The sequence below is a fragment of the Streptomyces sp. NBC_00328 genome (assembly GCF_036139655.1).
Lineage (GTDB): Bacteria > Actinomycetota > Actinomycetes > Streptomycetales > Streptomycetaceae > Streptomyces.
This window is the reverse complement of the sequence record NZ_CP108013.1, coordinates 483,848-503,640: the sequence shown is the minus strand read 5'-3', so window position 1 is coordinate 503,640 and position 19,793 is coordinate 483,848. Positions and strand designations below refer to the sequence as shown.

Annotated in this window: 12 protein-coding genes and 3 pseudogenes; 8 read left to right on the top strand and 7 right to left on the bottom strand. The window is 70.3% G+C overall.

Translation table 11 applies throughout. The features are described from left to right. Positions 1–25: 25 nt before the first annotated feature. The 3 genes from OG485_RS02130 to OG485_RS02120 all read left to right on the top strand — a co-directional run bounded on the left by OG485_RS02130 (position 26) and on the right by OG485_RS02120 (position 4,768). A complete protein-coding gene (locus OG485_RS02130) occupies positions 26–2,791 on the top strand; it encodes a thioester reductase domain-containing protein (RefSeq protein ID WP_328663857.1) in 2,766 nt (921 codons plus the stop codon). Next, positions 2,788–3,924 (top strand): alpha/beta hydrolase, encoded by a 1,137-nt coding sequence (locus OG485_RS02125; RefSeq protein ID WP_328663854.1) that lies wholly within the window; start codon positions 2,788–2,790, stop codon positions 3,922–3,924. The genes OG485_RS02130 and OG485_RS02125 overlap by 4 nt, the downstream gene beginning before the upstream one ends. Positions 3,925–3,988: 64 nt before the next feature. Further along, positions 3,989–4,768, top strand: coding sequence for an alpha/beta fold hydrolase (locus tag OG485_RS02120; protein WP_328663853.1), 780 nt, complete (start codon positions 3,989–3,991; stop codon positions 4,766–4,768). A 42-nt stretch (positions 4,769–4,810) separates the two neighbouring features. Here the strand turns inward: OG485_RS02120 and OG485_RS02115 are convergent, their stop codons facing one another. The 7 genes and pseudogenes from OG485_RS02115 to OG485_RS02090 form a co-directional block, all read right to left on the bottom strand. Continuing rightward, positions 4,811–5,635, bottom strand: a complete 825-nt coding sequence (locus tag OG485_RS02115; protein WP_328663851.1) for a DUF1684 domain-containing protein — start codon at positions 5,633–5,635, stop codon at positions 4,811–4,813. Between the two features lie 79 nt (positions 5,636–5,714). After that, entirely contained in the window at positions 5,715–6,638 is a 924-nt protein-coding gene (locus OG485_RS02110) for an LLM class F420-dependent oxidoreductase (protein WP_328663849.1), read from the bottom strand. A gap of 76 nt (positions 6,639–6,714) precedes the next feature. Next, positions 6,715–6,936: pseudogene (locus OG485_RS02105) on the bottom strand (ABC transporter ATP-binding protein); the annotation flags it as partial. Positions 6,937–6,951: 15 nt separating this feature from the next. Next, a complete protein-coding gene (locus OG485_RS02100; protein ID WP_328663847.1) occupies positions 6,952–8,058 on the bottom strand; it encodes an aliphatic sulfonate ABC transporter substrate-binding protein in 1,107 nt (368 codons plus the stop codon). Positions 8,059–8,287: 229 nt separating this feature from the next. Further along, positions 8,288–8,389 (bottom strand): putative leader peptide, encoded by a 102-nt coding sequence (locus OG485_RS43895; protein ID WP_443048644.1) that lies wholly within the window; start codon positions 8,387–8,389, stop codon positions 8,288–8,290. Positions 8,390–8,528: 139 nt separating this feature from the next. Next, positions 8,529–8,987 (bottom strand): RrF2 family transcriptional regulator, encoded by a 459-nt coding sequence (locus OG485_RS02095; RefSeq protein ID WP_328663845.1) that lies wholly within the window; start codon positions 8,985–8,987, stop codon positions 8,529–8,531. An 89-nt stretch (positions 8,988–9,076) separates the two neighbouring features. Next, a pseudogene (locus OG485_RS02090) lies at positions 9,077–9,187 on the bottom strand (winged helix-turn-helix domain-containing protein); the annotation flags it as partial. A gap of 936 nt (positions 9,188–10,123) precedes the next feature. Here OG485_RS02090 and OG485_RS02085 point away from each other — a divergent pair. From OG485_RS02085 to OG485_RS02065, 5 genes and pseudogenes are all read left to right on the top strand, one after another. Beyond that, complete coding sequence (locus OG485_RS02085; protein WP_328663843.1) at positions 10,124–14,149, top strand: amino acid adenylation domain-containing protein; 4,026 nt, start codon at positions 10,124–10,126, stop codon at positions 14,147–14,149. 62 nt (positions 14,150–14,211) lie between these two features. Continuing rightward, positions 14,212–14,820 (top strand): serine O-acetyltransferase EpsC, encoded by a 609-nt coding sequence (gene epsC, locus OG485_RS02080; RefSeq protein WP_328663841.1) that lies wholly within the window; start codon positions 14,212–14,214, stop codon positions 14,818–14,820. Between the two features lie 130 nt (positions 14,821–14,950). Next, positions 14,951–15,904 (top strand): annotated as a pseudogene (locus OG485_RS02075) (ATP-grasp domain-containing protein); the annotation flags it as partial. Beyond that, entirely contained in the window at positions 15,893–17,191 is a 1,299-nt protein-coding gene (locus tag OG485_RS02070; RefSeq protein WP_443048893.1) for a cysteine synthase, read from the top strand. The pseudogene OG485_RS02075 and the gene OG485_RS02070, both read left to right, overlap by 12 nt. Continuing rightward, on the top strand, positions 17,188–19,791 hold the full coding sequence (locus OG485_RS02065) for an ATP-grasp domain-containing protein (protein ID WP_328663839.1): 2,604 nt from the start codon (positions 17,188–17,190) through the stop codon (positions 19,789–19,791). The genes OG485_RS02070 and OG485_RS02065 overlap by 4 nt, the downstream gene beginning before the upstream one ends. Positions 19,792–19,793 lie beyond the last annotated feature (2 nt).

The following is a 19,793-nucleotide window of genomic DNA, read 5'->3' as shown; positions in this document are numbered from 1 at the left end:
CACATGCACAGGGCGAAGGGCTCTCATGACTGAAGTGAACGAGAACACGTCGGCCCACGCCGGACAGCGGGCGACCGGCGAGGCGATCGAGCGGGGTGACGGCGGGCCGAGCGTGGAGGCCCTGCTGGCCAGGATCGGACAGGCCGCCGCACCCACGGCGACAGGAACCCGCACGGAGCCGGGCGCGCGCACAGGGGCGGACACCTCCGCGTCCGGTGCCCCAGGGGACGAGGACGCGGACGCCGGTGGGGTTGCCGGGCGGTCCGGGGCCGCCGTGGATCCGTACGCGAAAGCGCCCACCGCGCCGTTCGGTGCGGGGGCCGGTGACGACACCGGTGCCGGGACGGATCCTGTTGTCGACGCCCAGCCCGCCCCTGGCGCCCCCGACGAGCACGGCCTGGCCGCCGTCGTCGCCGCGGCGGCCGGGCGCTTCGTACCCGGAGGGCATCTGTCGCCCGACACGGACTTCTTCGACGCCGGGGGTACCTCGGTCGGCGCCGTGGAACTCGTCGCGGCGCTGGAGGACGAGCTGGGCATGGAGATCGACCTCGACGAGGTGTTCGCCGACGCCCGGCCGCGCAGCCTCGCCGCGCGCTGGCTGGCGACCGCGGGTACCACGGCCGCCCTCTCGGCCCCGGGCGTGCCAGCAGCCCCGTCGGCCGCACGGACCTCGGCCCCGGCGACCGGTACGACCCGCGCCACACGGGCCCCGGACAACCTTCCCCTCCCGGTCCCGGCACCGCCCTCGGTTCTTGTCCCCGTCCCGGGAACCAGTCCCGCTTCCGCCCCGGGATCCAGCCCGGCTCCCGCCACGGACACCCCGTCCGTCCCGTCTCCCCGCGTTCCGTGCGGGGCGACGGTCGCGGCACGGACGAGCGGCGGCGGCACCCCGTACGCCACCGCCCGTCCCGAGGACCTCGACCAGATCCTGGCCGACCTCTCCCTGGCCGACCGCCTGCCCTGGACCGGCTCTCCCGAGCCCCTGCCGCCCCGCCGGATCCTGCTCACCGGCGCCACCGGCTTCCTCGGCAGCCATCTGCTCCTCGATCTGCTCAGGCACAGTGACGCGCACGTCCACTGCCTCGTTCGGGCGGCCGACGAGGAAGCGGCCACCGCTCGTCTCGGCGAGGCGCTGAAGAGCCACCGGCTGCCCTGGTCCTCGGAGATCCGCCGCCGGGTGACGGTACTCCCCGGCGACATCAGGCGACCTCGCCTCGGCCTGTCCGACAGCGGCTGGAACGAACTCGCCCACGAGCTGGACAGCATCGTGGGCGTGGCGGCGGCCGTGGACTTCCTGCGCGGCTACCAGTCGCTGCGGCAGAGCAATGTCATCGGCGCGCTGACCCTGGCCGAACTGGCGGCGACCGGCCCGCCCAAGCCGCTGCACCACATCTCCTCGATCGCGGTCTTCAACGAGGTCGGCATCGCCTCCATGGGCGAGGACGACCCGCTCGCCCACGCCGACCGTCTCGTCGCCGGCTACGACCAGACGAAATGGGCCGCGGAGGTCGCCCTGCGGCGGGCCCGCGACCACGGCCTGATCGTCACCGCGATGCGTCCGGGAGGCATCGGCGGCCACACCCGGACGGGCGCCCACAACCCGCAGGACCTCAGCAGCGGCCTCATCGCGGCCTTCGGACGCTTCCGCACCGTTCCCGCCTTCCACTGCCTGAACGCGGCCCCGGTGGACTGGGTGAGCAGGGTCGCGGCCGCCGTCATCTGCGAACCCGACGCCTGGGGATTCGACTACAACCTCACCGGCGTACCCAACACCCTCGACGACGTCGTACGGGACATGGCGTTCGGCGGGATGCATGTGCGCGTACAGGAATGGGAGGAGTGGCGCACCGACGTCCTGGCTCGGCTGGACGCCGAACCCGTTCCCGAACTGGGCTTCCTCGCAAGGGTGTTGCGAAGTCCCACCGCCCTCAAACTGTGCGAGGCGACCCTGAAGGGGCCGGCGGCCAGCGGCGAACGCACCGCCGCGCTCGTCGAGGCGCTGGGACTGCGCCCCGCGACGCGCTACGACGCCCGGGCCCAGCTGAGGACGTTCGAGCGGCTCGCCGAGGACGGACTGGCCCGGCTGCCGGACAAGGACGACCAGCCGTACCTGTGGTTCTCCGAGACGACCGAGGGCGCCGTGGGCCCGGTTGGTGCCACCGCCACCGCCACCGCCAGTGCCAGTGCCAGTGCCAGCGCAAGTCCCCATGCCAGTGCAGGTGCCGACACCCCCTGCTCGATGGCGCTCACCCTCTCCATCGCGAGCATGCACCAACTGGTGAAGGAGCGCCGGGTGGACGTCAGCGGTGAGTTGGTGTGCGCGGCCGCCCATCCCGCGCCGCTCCTCGTGGAACACGGCGACGTCTGGATCCGCCCCGAGGAGGGCATCCCGCAGCGCCACGGGATGCGCCACCAACTCCTGCGCTACCGGCTGACGTTGCGCGACGCCGACGGAGGCCGCTGGTGGCTGGAGGGCCACAAGTACGCCCGGGCCCGCCGTGACGTATGGCGGCAGACCCGCGCGCTGAGCGTCGAGATCGGCCGCGAGGGCGAACCGGCGAGCCTCACCGGCGAACTCGTCGTGCCCGCCGACAGCTATGTACGCGACCAGATCGACGGCATCAAGGTCGACCCCCGTCTGACCGGCCGGGAGAAGCGCGCCGCCAAGCTGACCTGGCTCGCCTGGTTCGGCGCGGAGATGGGCCGCGGCCTGCTCGGCCCCTTCACCCGCGCCGCCGCGGACCTCCTCGACCTGCGCCGCACCCTGACCCCCTCGGAGCACCACCGATGATCCTGAGATCCACCAACTCCCGTACCAGGCCCACGATCCGCAAGGTCAGAACGGGCACGGTCCTGCGGCCGTTGCGCCACCGCCTCGACCCGGCGCGGGTCGAGGAGATCCCGTTCCACGCCGGGGACGGCGTACGCCTGGGTCTCACCCGCATCGACAGCGGAGAGCGGGACCGGCCTGCCGTGCTGCTCCTGCACGGCCACACCGCGTCCGCCGACATGTATCTGCTCCCCGAGACCCGCAACCTGGTCGACGTCCTGCTCGACGACGGCTACGAGCCCTGGCTGCTCGACTGGCGGGGCAGTTGCCGGCTTCCCTACAACGAGACCGGTCAGAGGTACACCTACGACGATGTCGCCCTCCACGACATCCCCGACGCCGTCGCACGCATCCGCGAACGCATCGGCGACCGGCCGCTGTTCGTGGTCGCGCACTGCATCGGCTCCCTCGCCCTGTCCCTGAGCATGACGGCGGGGCTGGTGCCCGGGCTCGCGGGCGTCGTCTCGCAGGGCGTGTTCCTGACGCCGAAGCTCGCGGGACGCACCTCGCTGCGGATGACCGTGGCGGGCGAGCTGCTGAAGAACCGGATCGACCACATCCCGGTCGACTTCCGCAAGGTCGGTCTCCGGTCGAGGTACACACCGCTGTTCGCGCTGGCCTCCCGTGGGGCGGTGTGCCCGGACCCGACCTGCCAGATCCTCCACAACTCGGCCTGGGGTTCGGGAGCTTCGCTGTTCCTGCACGAGAACCTGTCCGAGACCACCCACGACCGGCTCGCCGAACTCCTCGGGCCGGCGCCCCTGTGGATCCTGCCGCACCTGCGCCGGATCGAACTGGCCCGCAGCGTCGTCCGCTGGCACGACACCGACCACCGCTACCGGGCCCTGCCGCCCAACGCGCTCGACGCGGCCGCCCGCATCGACACCCCGGTGCTGCTGCTCGCGGGAAGCGAGAACGGACTGTGGCTGGACTCGCAGAAGCTCTGCCACGAGGTGCTGGCCCACCGCCGGCCCGAGCTGGACGTGTCGTACACCGAGATCCCCGGCTACGGCCACCTCGACACGTTCCTGGGCCGGGGCGCCGCACTCGATGTCTTCGGACACATCCTCGAATTCCTCGGCGAACGCCGGTGACGGCGCCCCCGCCGCCGGATACCGTACCGACCAGTAACCACCGGACCGCACTCCAGGAGGCCCCATGCCGCAGCTCGAAGTCGACGGCGCCGCGCTGACGTACGACGACGAGGGCCCCCGCGACGGTGACGGTGTGCCGCTGGTGTTCATCCACGGCTGGACGGCCAACCGGCACCGCTGGGACCACCAGCTGGACCACTTCACCCAGAAGCGCCGGGTCGTACGACTGGACCTGCGCGGGCACGGGGAGAGCGGGGGGTCGGGGCGCCGGACCGTGGCGGAACTGGCCGGTGACGTACTCGCCGTACTCGACCACCTGGAACTCGACCGGTTCGTACTCGTCGGCCACTCGATGGGCGGGATGATCGCGCAGACCCTGACGCTGGACCATCCCGAGCGGGTCGAGCGGCTGGTGCTGGTGAACTCGATCAGCAGGATGACGTACAGCCGGGGGAGGGGCCTGCTGATGGCGGTCTCGACCATGGTGCCGTTCAAGTTGTTCGTGGCCGCCAACATCCAACGGGCCTTCGCCCCCGGCTACCCGCGCGAGAAGATCCGCGAGTACGTCCGGGCCTCGGCGGACACGCCTCAGGAGGTGGTCATGACGTGCTACGGCGCCATGCGGTCCTTCGACGTCCTCGACCGGATCGGTGAGATCCACACGCCCACCCTCCTGGTCCACGGCTACCACGACATCCAACTGCCCGTCTCGCAGATGCTCCGGATGGCGAAGGCCTACCCGGACGCCGTGGTGCGGATCGTGGACGCCGGCCACGAACTGCCCGTGGAGAAGCCGGCGGAACTCACCGCCGTGCTCGACCGGTTCGTGACCGACCGGCCCTGACGTCCTTCCCGGAGGGGGCCGATGATTCCCGGCCCGGCGTGCTCAGGACCCTCCGCGCTCGCGGGGGATCTTCTGGCCGGCCTCGACGGCCACGGGCAGCCGGTTCTCCGCCGGCGGCAGGGGGCAGGTCGCCAGGTCCGTGTAGGCGCACGGCAGGTTCGCCGCGCGGTTGAAGTCCAGGACGACGGTTCCGTCGGCGGCCGGCGCGTCCACGCCGAGGGAGCGGTTCGCGGCGTAGGTCGTGACTCCTGAGGTCGCGTCGGTGAAGAGCAACGACAGCCCGCCCGGGGTGTGTCCGGGGAACGCGGTCAGGGACAGGGACCGGCCGTCCAGTTCGAACTCGACACGGCCCGGGGCGACGTACACGTGCTCCAGGCCCTCGACCGCGGCGCCCACGGTGGTGGGCCGGGGCTCGTCGAAGGCGACGTAGCGGCCGGTCACGGCCCAGCGCGGGTCCGGTGCGTAGGCGGGCGTTCCGGTGAAGGCGGTGCGCAGCGGCGCGTCCGGGTGCCGGGGACGCACGATGTCGTTCCCGCCGCGCCTGGCCACCTCGATCACGGCGTCTCCCCAGACCGCGTTGACGCCGCCGCGTTCGGGCAGTACTCCGAAGCGGTGCTCGCCGCGCACCGGTGTTCCCTCCACGACCAGTTCCTCGCCCTCGTCGAGGGCCACGGTGACTCCGTCGGCGTCGGTCCACCACGAGCCGGGGGCGTCCGGGAAGCGCTGCGGGCGGTCGTCGAGCCAGTGCAGGCCGGTGATCGCGAGGAATCCGTGCGGATCGGCGAGCCGTTCCTCCTGGGCGCGGTACCAGCCCAGCCAGTCCTCGGTGAAGGCCTGGAGGTCCGTCGTCGTGAGCTCAGTGGTCATGAGTGCTCCTTCGTTCCGCGAGGTCCGGCCTCGCGGGCGGTGTGTGGATCTTCCGGGGATACGTGTGTCCGGTGGTCGTTCATCCGGCCAGTTCGCCGAGGAGTGCCCAGGTGCGCCGCCGGTCCGCTTCCCCGGCGATGTCCGTGGAGGTGAAGACCACCTCCGTGGCTCCGGCGTCCCGGTAGCGTCGTACCTCTGCCGCGACCGTCCTCTCGTCCCCGATCACGGCCAGGTCGGAGGCCCGCCGACCGCCGGAGAGCTCGACGACCCGTGCGTAGGACGGGATCTGCTCGTAGAAGGCCAGTTGCTCGGTGGCCTTCGCGCGTACGGCCTCGACGTCGTCCGTGACCACGCCGGGCACCAGGGCCACGATCCGGGGCGAGGGACGGCCCGCGGCGGCTGCCGCTGCGGTGAGAGCGGGCACGATGTGCTCCTCCAGAGCGCGCGGGCCCGCCAGATAGGGCAGGATCCCGTCCGCCAGTTCACCGCTGGCACGCAGGGCCTGCGGGCCCATCGCGGCGACGAGCAGGGGCACTCCGCTCTCGGCGCCGGGTACGCGTGCGGAGATCGGCGGGGCGGCGGTCAGCAGCTCACCGTGGAAGTCGGCTGTTCCTGTCCGGGTCAACTGCCGCAGGGCGGTGAGGAATTCACGCAGGCGGGCGATGGGCCGCTCGAAGGGCAGGCCGAAGCCGCCTTCGGTGAGGAGCTTGGTGCCCAGGGCGAGCCCGAGGTGGTAGCGGCCGTGCGTGGCCGCCTGGGCGGTCTGGGCCTGGCTGGAGACGAGCAGGGGATGCCGGCCGAAGACGGGGATGGCCGAGGTGCCCACGTGGAGTCGGGGTTCTTCCCGCCCGACGATCGCCGCGAGCTGTGGCGAGTCCGCGCCGAAGGTCTGTCCGAACCAGGCCGAGCGCAGGCCGGCCGCCGCGGCTTCGCGAGCCAGACTCACGGAGGCGTCGACCTGGTTCTCCGCGTCGGATGCGTTGAGTGCTACTCCTACGGTCATGCCAGTCAGAACCGCCCGCGTCCGATCCCGCATTCCGGTTCGTGTGTGACAGCTTCTTGTCAGTCGTGTGTACGGGGGTGGAGCTGCCGTCAGCCCGAGGCCCCCAGGAGGTGACGAACTCGCCCGGTGCGACATCGGGCGTGATGCCGTCCGGCACGAGCTGCTGTCCGCCGGGTGTGCCCGGTGCGGAGAAGGACGTGGAGACGTGCTCGATGCGGGCGGCATGGGTCACCGCCGTCGCGTCCTCGGCAGCCGTGGCCGTCGTGGTGGCCATGGTCGTCACCTCCTGGGAGGTCATCGGGTCCGGTTGTCGTTACTCGGCGCCGAGACCGGCGTCGTCGACCTTGTCCTTGCCCTCGGCCTCGAGGACCTTGCCCAGCGGTGCGAGGTCGTAGATGCCCTTCAGATCGGGCTTGTCCAGCAGGCCGGCCTTGACCGCGTGCTCCGCCTCGGTGCTGAGAGTGGAGGCCAGCGGGTCGTCGAGGAAGGCGATGGACTTCCACGCGGGGTCGATGACTTCGGCGGGCAGCGCCTTGCCCGACAGCTTCTCCAGCGCCGCGTTGGCGGCCGCCTTGGCCTTGTCCGGGTTGGTGTTGATCCACGCGTTGGTCTTCACGGAGCCGCGCAGCACGGCCTCGACGACGTCGGGGTGCTCCTTGAGGAACTTCTGCGACACGATGATGTTCGTGATCACGAACTTCTTGTCGGGCCACAGGTCCGACTCGTCGAGCAGTACCTTGCCTCCCTCGGCGACCAGCTTGGACGCGGTCGGCTCCGGCACCCAGGCGCCGTCGATGGAGCCGGACTTGTAGGCGTCCGGGGTGATCTTGTTGTCGGTGCGGACGACCGACACATCACCCTTGCCGCTCTGCGCGTCGACCTTCCAGCCCTGTTCCGCGGCCCAGTTGAGGAACGCGACGTCCTGGGTGTTGCCGAACTGCGGCGTCGCGATCTTCTTGCCCTTGACGTCCTTCAGGGACTTGATCTTCTTCGGGTCGACGACGAGCTTCACGCCGCCGGAGGCCGAACCGCTGATGATCCGCAGGCTCTTGCCCTTGGACTTGGTGTAGCCGTTGATGGCCGGGGAGGGGCCGATCCAGCCGATGTCGATGGAGCCGGCGTTCAGCGCCTCGATCTCGGAGGGGCCGGCGTTGAAGGTCGAGGCCTTGATCGTGGTGCCGCCGAGTTCCTTCTGGAACAGGCCTTCCTGGACGCCCACCAGAGCCGTGGCGTGCGTGAGGTTGGGGAAGTATCCGATCTTCACCTCGTCGGCGGAGAGCTTCTTGGCGCCCGCCGCGACCTCGGTCCGCTTGTCGTCGTCGGTGGAGTCGGAACCGTAACCGCAGGCGGTGAGCAGGAGGGGGACCGCGGCTATGACGGCGATGGTGCGCAGGGCGGAGAGCGGTCTTGCGGCAGACACTGAGGTGTCCTCTCGGAAGATGGGTCGAGGAAGGTGTGAAACCGCGCGGCGACGACGCGTCGGCGCGCACCGGCACGCCCTTTCCCTGCTTTCGGCGGTACGCGTGTCGCCGAAAGCAGGGAAAGGGAACGCTGAGGTCGAGGCCGGGGGACGAGTGTCCGATCCGCCGGACACGGACGTGGCGGGCGGGGGAGCTGTCGCGGCTCGGAAAGGTGCAGGTTCTGCGGCGTCAGACGGGCCGACAGATGGCACTGGACGTACGGCCGAGGTCGATGTGGCGACGCGAGGTCAGAAGCGGCAGTGTCCGCCCTGTGCGGTCGAGCGTTCCCATGGCCACCCCCCACGATCCCGATATTCCTACCTGGCTGATAGGGATCGTGGCAGAAGGCGGCCTCCACCCCAAGGGGGTGTTCGTATGATGGACGCAGTCGTCTCGCTTTATGGGACGAGGTGTGGGACGGCCCGCCGTCTCAGGGGTTCGTCCAGGCTCCCGGAGCGTCGGTCAACGCGGATACGTCGGCGGGTAGTCGGGCGGATGCGACGTCGGCGAGCGACACACCCTCAAGGATCTCGCGCACGTTGGAGCGCAGCGCGATCCACAAGGGGAGCAGCGATTCGGCGGGGCCGGTGTAGGAGAGCTCCGGGGGGCGCACCCCCCGTACCGAGACCAGTGGTCCGTCCACCGCGCGTATCACGTCGGCGATGCTGATGTCCTCGGCGGGCCTGGCCAGTCGGTAACCGCCGTTTCCGCCGCGCCGGCTGAGGACGAGACCGCCCCGGCGCATGTCGTTCAAGATGCTTTCGAGGAACTTGTGCGGGATGTCCTGTGAGTCGGCGATGGCCTCGGCTTTCAGAGGCGCGTCATCCCGTGACGCGGCAAGCTGCAGCGCGGCACGTACCGCGTAGTCCGCCCTGGCTGAGATCCGCATGTGCGTAGTATCCCGCACTGTTCCTGTCCGGTTCCCCTCCGCCCCGGCCGGTGTCCCTCGTGCCGCGCCTTGGAGGGTTGCCGCGGGTCGGGCACGTACTTGCAGCCCACGCCTCGTACGGTGACGATCCGGTGCCGGTGGGCCCTGCCCGGCTTGCGGCGCAGCCGCGCGATGCGGACGTCCACGGTGCGGCCGTCGCCGTTCGCTCCCGTCGAGTTCCGCGGCAGGTGACTCCCTGGCGACTGCCCCGCCCTGCTGTGTCGTGCGGGGGGTCGCAGGGCGCGTTCCGCGGAGACGCAGGTAACGGCGGTGGGGCGGTACGGGCTGTTCCGGTGGCGCCCTCCATTGCAGCTCCGTGAACTGTTCCCGACGGCCCGGACCGCCGGCGGCCGACCGCACCGCCCGACTGGCTGCACAGGGCATTCGCTGCCGCGCACGACTGTGAACGTTCGCGTCGTCGAAGAACGGTGACCGGCTCGCCGTCGGCCGGCGGGAAGCAGGTGCCTCGTTGTCGATTCGGAAGCCATCGACCCCCGTCCCCATTGACGCCGAGGGCGAAAACCGGAACAGCGTCACCCTGTTTGCGCCACGCAACACTTCGGCATGCGTGGCCGACCGGGAACTCGGAGACGAGGACTTGTTCAAAGGGGCAAGGTGCTCCATTTCTGGTCTCACGTTGCCCATCTCGATCGTGTACCTTCCGATTGCCCGCAGGAAATGCTCTGGTTTTCCTGCGAGCACCCTCGGGGCGCCGTGGAAGACCGTCATGTTCCGCGGCAGTGCTGTTTCGGCCCCGGACTCTCGAAATGCGGCCGCGGAGACCTGGTAGGGGAGGCGCAAAAGGAATGTCCGCACGACTTCTTGAACGGGCACAGCACCCCACTGGGCGATGTACGAGACGGCCTGAGCGCCGGCCTCACACCATGTGGTCGCGACGCTGATCAAGCAAGCGATCCCGTGGAAGTCCGGTGTTCCGGCTGCTTGTGTTCGAAACCGGATCCATCACCGATCGCGCATTTCCCATGCCTGATTTCCCAGGGCATGTTACGCGCGTCGACCTGCCCGGAAACGACGAATTCTAGGTTCGAAGGACGATGGCGAAACCAACGGGGCCCGAGAAGATTTCCCTGTCAGACATGCTGCGTGCGGCCACGCACGCCCAACCCGACCGGACTGCCGTCTCCTGCGGCACGGAGCGGCTGACGTTTCGGCAGCTCCATGAGCGCAGTGAGGACGTGGCGGACCGTCTGCGACGGCTCGGAGCCGCGGCGGACGATCCCGTCGGCATCTTCATGGGGCCCTCCGTCGACCTCATGGCAAGCGTCTGGGGCGTCCTGCACGCGGGCGCCGCATACCTCCCGCTGTCGCCCGAGTACCCGGACGACCGCGTGCGCTACATGGTGGCCGACTCCCAGGCCAAGGTCATCCTGACGGACGAGTCCTTGGCGCCCCGCCTGTCCGCGATGACGCCGCCAGGGACGAAGATCGTCATCCTCGACCGGACACGAGCCCACCGGGCGACCGGGCCGGAGCACCGGGCCGTCCCGCCAACGGCTCCTCGCCCTGTGGGGGGTGCCGGCCTCGCCTATGTCATCTACACCTCGGGAAGCACGGGCAAGCCGAAGGGCATCGGCATCGAACACCACAGCATCGTCGATCAGATGCGCTGGCTCGCCGACGAACGGGGCCTGGACGCGAGCAGAACGGTGCTGCAGAAGACACCGCTGAGTTTCGACGCCGCACAGTGGGAGATCCTCGCGCCGGCCTGCGGCAGCAGCGTGGTGATGAGTGAGCCGGGGGTCTACGCCGACCCCGGCGGGCTCATCGACCTGATCACGGCGAACGGGGTGACCACTCTGCAGGGCGTGCCGACCCTGCTGCAGGCGCTCGTCGACACCGGACGGCTGTCCGACTGCACCTCGCTCACCCATCTCTTCAGCGGCGGCGAAGCGCTCACCAAGAGCCTGGCGATCGAACTGCTCGACGCGTTACCCGGCTGCGAACTGGTCAACCTGTACGGCCCGAGCGAGTGCACCATCAACGCTTCGGCCCACGTGGTGGACCGCGGCTCCGTCCAGAACGGTCCGGACCACGTCCCCATCGGCCTGCCGGTGCGCGGCATGAGTTTCCACATCCTCGACACCGCCCGCCGGCCGGTCGCGCGGGGGGAATCGGGTGAACTCCACATCGCGGGACCCCAACTCGCCCGCGGGTATCTGAACAACCCCGAGCTGACCGCCGACCGGTTCGTCACCAACCCGTTCGCCACCGGTCCCGAATCCGCCCGTCTCTACCGCACCGGTGATCTGGCCCGGTGGAACGGCGACGGCACCGCGCAGTTCCTCGGCCGTACCGACACCCAGGTCAAGTTGCGCGGTTTTCGGGTCGAGCTCGACGAGGTCAAGGTCTCCATCGAAAGACACGACTGGGTCAAGCGCGCCGCCGTCCTGGTCCGGGACGACGCGAGAATCGGCACCAACCTCATCGCCTTCATCGAGCTCGATCCTCAGCGGGCCGCGCTGATGGACCAGGGCAACCACGGCGCTCACCACCAGTCCAAGGGCAGCAGGCTTCAACTCAAGGCGCAGCTCTCGAATCCGGGAGTCCGTGAAGAGGGCGGAGCACCGTACGTCGATCTCCCCGGACGGACGGCCACGGTCCGCCAACGGCGCACGGTGTTCGCCCGCAAGACGTACCGGTTCTTCGAAGGCGGCGCGACAACCCGGTCCGACATCCTGGGCCTGCTCGCCCGGCCGGCCGGCCGACCGGACGCGCCCCGGACGCCGGACACCCTGACGCTTCCCGAACTCGGTTCCCTGCTGCGCTATTTCGGGCAGTTCCCCAGCGGCGAACGGCTGCTGCCCAAATACGGGTACGCCTCGCCGGGCTCGCTCTACGCCACACAGTTGTACCTGGAGCTGTCCGGCGTCGCGGGCCTCGAACCGGGCTGTTACTACTACCACCCGGTCAGTCATCGGCTGTTGCTGATCAGCCGTGTTCCCGCCGGTGCTCCGAGGCTGCGCGTCCACCTCATCGGGCGCCGGGCGGCGATCGAACCCGTCTACCGGAACAACATCCAGGAAGTCCTCAGGTTCGAAGCCGGTCACCTGGCCGGCCTGTTCGACCATGTGCTGCCCGCGTACGGGCTGCGGATCAGCGCCCGCCCGGAGGCGCCGGAGGTCAAGGACGTCCTGCGCTGCCCGGAAGAGGACTACCACCTGGCCACGTACGAGGTGGAGACGGCGGACACCCCGGCCGCGGACAGTCCGGTCGACCTGTATGTGCAGGCCCATCCCGGCCGGATCGTGGATCTCGACGGCGGTCAGTACCGCTATGCCGGCGGCGAGCTGGTGCGTGTGTCCGACGAGCTGATCCGCAAGCGGGACGTCATCGCCATCAACCAGGAGGTCTACGAGCGCGCGGGCTTCGGCATCAGCCTGATCGGTCACGCGTCCGAACCCTGGCGGCGCTACGTCGACCTCGGCCGGGAACTGCAGCGCCTCCAGACGAACGGCCTCGATCTGGGGCTGATGTCCTCCGGCTACAGCTCGGAGACCGGCAACCCCCTGCCGTCGGCCCGGCGCATCGCGGACATCGTCGGCCTCGGCCCGGACACGGCCTCGTACTTCGCCGTCGGCGGCCGCATCAGTGCCGAGCAGCGGCTGAGCGAAGGCATGAAGGAGGACTCGGTCCACATGCGGGGGCCCGCCGAGATCGTGAAGGACAATCTCGCCGAATCCCTGCCTCCGTACATGCTGCCCAACCGGGTCACCGTCCTGGACGCCTTCCCGCTCACCCCGAACGGCAAGATCGACCACCAGGCGCTGCGCGACCTGGACAAGGCCGCCGTGGAAGACAGCGAAGCGCCGGTCGTCCCCCCGCGCACGCCCACGGAGGAAGCCATCGCCGGGCTGTGGCGGAAGGTGCTGCGAGAGGAACGGGTCTCGATCCGGGACAACTTCTTCGCCGCCGGGGGCCACTCGCTGACCGCGGTCAACCTGGTCGGCCGCATCAACCGGGAACTCGGCAGTGCACTGCCGCTCCAGGTGCTGTTCGACGCTCCGACCATCGCGGACCTGGCCAGACGCGTCGACCGTGAGCCCACGAGCGCGCTGTCGAGGCTGGTGCGGCTGCACACCGCGGAAGGCGGCCGGCCGGTGTTCTGCTGGCCCGGTCTGGGCGGATACCCGATGAGCCTGCGGCTGCTGGCAGGCCGGCTGGAGCAGGACCGGCCGTTTCTCGGTGTCCAGGCCCACGGAATCAACGAGGGCGAGATCGCCTACCCGTCGTTCGACGAGATGGTCGCCAAGGACGTCGAACTCATCCGGCAGGTCCAGCCGGTCGGCCCGTACACGCTGTGGGGTTACTCCTTCGGGGCCCGGGCCGCGTTCGAGGCGGCCCGCCAACTGGAGTGCGCCGGCGAGCAGGTCGACGAGGTGATCCTGATCGCGCCGGGCAAGCCGCCGGTCGGGAAACGCGCCGGGACCCGCCCGCCCGCCGAGGCGAAGGTCAGCTTCACCGACACCACCTTCGTCGCGATTCTCTACTCGGTCTTCTCCGGGAACCTCGAACAGCCGGCCGTCGACGCGTGTCTGGCCGCGACCCACGACGAGGACTCGTTCATCGCCTTCGTCTGCGGCCGGTTCGCCCATCTGGACCGTGCGCTCGTGCGCAGGATAGTCGGCGTGGTTCGGCAGACCTTTCTGTTCGAGTACGCCCCGCACGAACTGGTCCGGCGCGCCATCACCGCGCCGATCACGGTGTTCCGCGCCGACGGCGATCAGGACTCCTTCATCGACACCGGTTACACGCTGTCGAGCACGCCCCCCAGGATCAGCCGACTCAAGGCTGATCACTACGAATTGCTGCGCGCGAGCGGAATAGACGAACTCGTCACCGCCATCAAGGCCGCACAACTCACCGGAAAGGTCATCGGAGTGCCCCACGTCAGTATCAAGCATTTCCCGAACAACCTTGCAGCCGACCAGATATCGGCCCTCGTCGACGCGATCACCAGTGCTGTCCGGACCGCGTTCTCGGTCGACGAGGGCGCGGTGTCGATCGCCCTCGAACCGGTGGCTCAGGACGCCTGGACCGAGCGGGTGTACATACCGGAGATCGTCGAAGGCACCGGAAATCTGGTCAAGGCCCCGAACTACTGAAGCCTGCCAACGAATTCGACCGTGGCGACGGAGAACCAGGACATGAATTCACGGAGGACCGCATGCGCAGGGTGATCATGAGAGCGAGAGAGGACCTCTCCGTGATCGTCGCGCGGGACCCGTCGGTCCGCACGCGCGCGGAGGCGCTGCTGCATCCCGCGCTGCCGGCGCTGTGGACCCACCGGCTGGCCTCCGTCCTGTACGCCCGCGGGCACCGTCAACTCGCCCGGCTCCTGGCCTACCTCGCGCGCGCGGTCACCGGCGGCATCGAGATCCATCCGGGCGCGAGGCTCGGACGGCGCGTGTTCATCGATCACGGGGCCGCGGTGGTCATCGGGGAGACGGCCGAGGTCGGCGACGACGTCACGATCTTCCATCAGGTCACGCTGGGCGCGGTCGGCTGGTGGCGGGACGGGCGACGCGAGCCCGGCGCCCGCCGGCATCCGGTCGTCGGCGACCGCGTGGTGCTCGGCACCAACGCGATCGTGCTCGGCCCGGTCACCGTCGGCGACGACGCGCTGATCGGCGCGGGTTCGCTCGTACTGCGCGATGTGCCTTCAGGCGCCAGGGTGATGGCTCCCGTGGCGGAGATCGTGCCACGGCTCTCGGCCGCCGACCGAGATGAGTCGGACCAGTTGCTGCGCTCGCTGGCCACGTCCGGGTGCTGGTGAGGTCCGCCCGGACCGGTTCACCGGTCGCTGTCCGCCGCTCGTCGGCGCAGTTTTGGTGCGCCGCTTCTCATCCGCCGCCCGTCGTCCCGCTCAAACCCGACCACGCGTCGGGATGCCATCGGAGGCATAGATGATTCACGTCGGTGTCGTGGAGAGCAACCTCTCCGGTTCCGGCTTCGAGGGCCTGCAGATCATCAAGGAACTCGACTGCCGCGTCACCTTCTTCACCCGCGACCTGGACCGGTACCTGGAAGTACCGGGCGGCCCGGCCTACTTCGACAACTACGTCGACGAGATCGTCCACTGCGAGACGAACATCTTCGAGGAACTCCTGCCGCATGTGCACGCGGCCGGGGCCGGGCACCCCTTCGACGCGTTCCTGACCCTGGCCGAGTACGACGTGGTCGTGGCCGCCCAGGTGGCGGTCCACCTCGGACTCCCGACGGTGAGCGTCGACGGCGTGGCGACAGCGCGCAACAAGGCGTCGATGCGCCGGCGCTGCGCCGAACTCGGCGTCGCGATACCGGCGTTCCGCACCGTGCAGACCCCGGCCGAGGCGGAGGCGGCGGCGGCGGAGATCGGCCTGCCCTGTGTGGTCAAGCCCGCGGACGAGACCAGCAGCGCCGACGTCCGGCTCGTCGAGACCGCGTCCCAGGCAGCCGAGCACGTCGCGCTGATCCGGTCACGGCGGGAGAACACGCGCGGCCAGGCCCGCCACCACGAGCTGATGGTCGAGGAGTACCTCAGCGGCCCCGAGGTCAGTGTGGAGGTCCTGGCCGACGGCGACCGGTACGAGGTGTTCGGGGTGACCGACAAGTCGGTGATCGGCCAGGGCTACTTCGTCGAGCTCGCCCACAGCTTCCCCTCGAGCCTGCCCGAGCCGTTGGTCCGTGCCTGCGGCGACCTGGCCGTGGAGGCGCTCCGAGCGGTCGGGTTCGACCTGGGCATGGCCCATGTCGAGATCAAAGTGACCGAGTCCGGGCCCAAGCTCATCGAGATCAACCCCAGGCCCGCCGGCGGCAAGATCACCTATCTCGTCGACCGTGCCCTCGGCATCCGCTCACTGGAGCTGGTGGCCCGGCAGTACCTCGGACAGCCGCTCCCGGCCCGGGTGCTGCCCGAGCGGCCGGTCGCCGGTGCCGCCATCCGCTACCTCACGGCGGCGCCCGGCCGCGTGGTGTCGGTCAGCGGGCGGGAACGGGCCGCCGCGCTGCCCGGAGTCGAGGAGGTCGTCGTCAAGCCGGAACCGGGCGCCGTGCTGCGGGAGTTGCGCCGCAACGGCGACCGCGCCGGTCATGTCCTCGTGGTCGCCGAAACCGCCCAGCTCGCGGCGCGGACCGCCGAGGCCGCCGTGCAGGAGATCGACATCCGCACGGAGCCGGTCACCCGGCGGCCCGTCGCACACTCCCTGGTCGACCTGATCGGCCGTACACCGCTGCTCCGGCTGCCGGTGGACCGCATCACGGACGGTGTCCCCGGCGATGCCGAGGTGCTGGCGAAACTGGAGCTGTTCAACCCCTGGTCCAGCAGCAAGGACCGGGCCGCACTGTGGATGCTGCGCGGCGCCGAGGAACAAGGGCTGCTCACCCCGGGCAACGGCACGGTGATCGAGGCGACCTCCGGCAACACCGGGATCTCACTGGCCGCGCTGGCAGCGGCCCGCGGCTACCGCTGTGTCATCGTGCTGCCGGACAACGCCACCCAGGAGCGCGTGGCCATGCTGCGGACGCTGGGCGCCGAGGTGGTGCGGACACCCCACACCGGGGGTTACCAGGCCGCGGTGGACAAGGCCGCGGAACTCCACCGGCAGACCCCCGGGTCGTGGTTCTGCTGCCAGCACGACAATCCGGACAACATCCGTGCGCACTACGAGTCGACCGGTCCGGAGATCTGGTCCGACACCGACGGGCGGGTCGACGTGTTCGTCTGCGGAGTCGGCACCGGCGGCACGATCAGCGGTGTGGGGCGCTACCTGCGCGAGCGGCACCCCGCCGTCCGGATCGTGGCGGTGGAACCGGCCGGGTCACCCCTGCTGTCCGGCGGCGAGCCCGGCACCCACTCCATTCCGGGGTTCAACGGCGGCTTCATCGCGCCGACCACGGACCGACGCCTGATCGACGAGGTGATCGCGGTCTCCGACCAGGACGCGCTGGACACCACCCGGCGGCTCGCGCTCGACGTGGGCCTCATGGTCGGTGTCTCGGCCGGTGCGGTCGTCCACGCGGCCGGTGTGGTGGCCGGCCGTCCGGAGTACCGCGGCAAGCGCATCGTGACGCTGTTGCCCGACACCGGTGAGCGGTACCTGAGCCTGCTCGGCCGCGAGACCGAGCCGGTACCCGCCGGGGCCGCCGCCGGCGGAGGTGCCCGGTGACAGCGCCCGCGCCCGCCGACGACCGGCCGCGCCTGCTGATGGTGATGCCGTACCGCCAGTTCGTGCGCAAGGCACAGGCCGAGGGTTTCTGGGTCGGCGCGATCTGGGACCCACGGCTCGAGTCACCCCAGTACCTCGACGACGTGCGCGAGCTGGCGGACCTGTTCGTGGCGGTCGACTTCCAGGACACGGAGCTGCTGCGCCGCACCCTTCGCGAGGTGGCCCGGGAACACCACGCCACGGTGATCTACCACATCGGCAGAGAAGAAACGATGGTCACCGCCTACGAGGTGGCCGAGGACCTGCACGCCGAGGTCAACCCGGCCGCGGCGATCCGCTACCTCGTCGACAAGCACGCGATGCGGGACCTGCTGGCCCGGCGCGGTCTGTCACCGGTGTCCTTCGAGGCGGCAGCGACCCGGCACGAAGTACCGGAGGCGGTCGAGCGGATCGGCTACCCGGCGGTCGTCAAACCGACGGCGCTCGCCGGCAGCCGAGGCGTGTTCCTCTGGCAGGACGCCGAGGACCGGTCGGCATGGACCGCGCTCGTCGACCAGTACGGCTACGACGGCCCCTTCCTGGTCGAGGAATACCTGCGGGGTCCCGAATACAGCGTCGAGACCCTGAGCAAGGACGGCCGGCACCTGGTCGTCGGCGTCACCGAGAAGGTACTGGGTCCGCCGCCGCTGTTCGTGGAGGTGGGACACGTCCATCCGGCGCCCCTGCCCGAGGACCGCCGGCGGACCGTCGAGGATCTCACCACGGAGTTCCTCACGGCGTGCGGGTACCGGTTCGGCCCGGCGCACACCGAGGTGATCTGGACCCCGCACGGCCCGCGCATCGTCGAGTCACAGGCCCGGCTCGGCGGTGACCGGATACCGCGGCTCGTCGAGCTGGCGACCGGACTGGACATCGAACAGGCGATCTTCGCCGGCCTCGCGGGCACGGCGGCCGAGCCGGTCGCGTCGCAGGCGACAGCGATCGTACGGTTCTTCACCTTTCCGCCCGGCCGGGTCGGTGAGATCCGCGGGCTGGAGGCAGCCGCGGAGCTCGGCCACGTCGACGAGCTGACCATCAGGCTGCGTCCCGGCGACACCGTGGCGGCGGTCCGCGACTCGAAGAGCAGGCACGGGCATGTCATCGTCTCCGGTCCCACTCCCGAGGAGGCCAGGGCCCGCTGCGCGCAGGTGCTCTCCGCGATCGAAGTCGTCATCGACGAAACGCCCGTACGGGCGGACGGCCGGGCCGGGACGCCCGTACGGGCACCGTCGGTCACGAGTCCCCCCACCCCGCAGAAAGGCAGTGGCCATGCAGTGGTCCCCCACGACAACCAGGAGGTCGCCATGACCGCCGCCCCCACCGACGCGCAGGTGGTGTTCGTCGGCTACAACGCGGCCTACCTGCGCGCGATCGACGGGAAGGTTCCCAGCAGGTCGGTCGTGGTGATCGAGGAACCCGACATCATCCGCAAGCGGGAACTGGGTGACGCCGCGGCCGGTTTCGACTGTCTGGACCGGATCGTGCCGGCGAGCTACCAGCAGTCGACCGAAGCCCTGGACCTGGCCGCCGAGCTGACGGCCGCGCGAACGGTGGCGGCGGTCGTCCCGGGGCTCGAGTACGCGGTGCCGGCGGCGGCCGCGCTGGCCGAGAAGCTCGGGCTGCCGGGCGCGACCGAGGCCGCCGCGCAGGCGTTGCGGGACAAGGTCCGGCTGCGCGAGGTGTCCGGCGCCGGGGGAGTCCGCAATCCGCGCTGGCGCGAGGTGCACGGCCCCGCGGACATCCTCGGGTTCGCGGGCGACGGCCCGGTGGTGGTCAAGCCGGCCAACCGGCAGGCGAGTGTCGGCGTACAGCTCCTGGACGCGGTCGACGCCACCACCGCGGCACAGGCATGGGAACGGACCTCGTCCGCCGCCGAGTACGAGCAGGTGCCCGACCGGCAACTGGCGTGGCGCTTCCTCGCCGAGGAGCGACTGCAGGGTCCCGAGTACAGCGTCGAGGCGCTGGTCCAGCAGGGTGAGATCGTCTTCCAGAACATCACGGCCAAGACCGTGATTCCGGGGCCGTACCCGGTCGAACTCGGCCATCTGCTGCCCGCGCCGCTCGACCAGGACACAGAGACCGCGTTCACCACGGCCATGCGGGCGCTTGTCACCGCGATCGGGTTCGGGACCGGCATCCTGCACGCCGAGTGGATCCTGACCGACTCGGGACCGACGCTCGTCGAATGTGCCGGCAGGTGCCCGGGTGACTACCTCATCGACCTGATCGACCTGGCCTACGACACACGGATCCGGCTGACCCTCATCGACCTGCTGGCAGGCCGTCCGGTCACGCTGCCCCGATCGTCGCAGCGGACCTCGGCCATCCGGTTCCTGGCCGCCGGTCCCGGCACCGTGACCGAGGTCGTGGGCGTGGACACGGCCCGGGCGCTGCCCGGCGTCCAGGTCGTGGAGGTGGACGCCGAACCCGGCCAGGAAGTCCGGCCGTGGGCGTCCTCCTGGGACCGCGCCGGGCACGTCATCGCGACCGGGCCGGACGCGAACACCACACGGCATCGCGTCCTGGACGCGGAGACCGCCATCCGTATCGCAACCGATTGAGG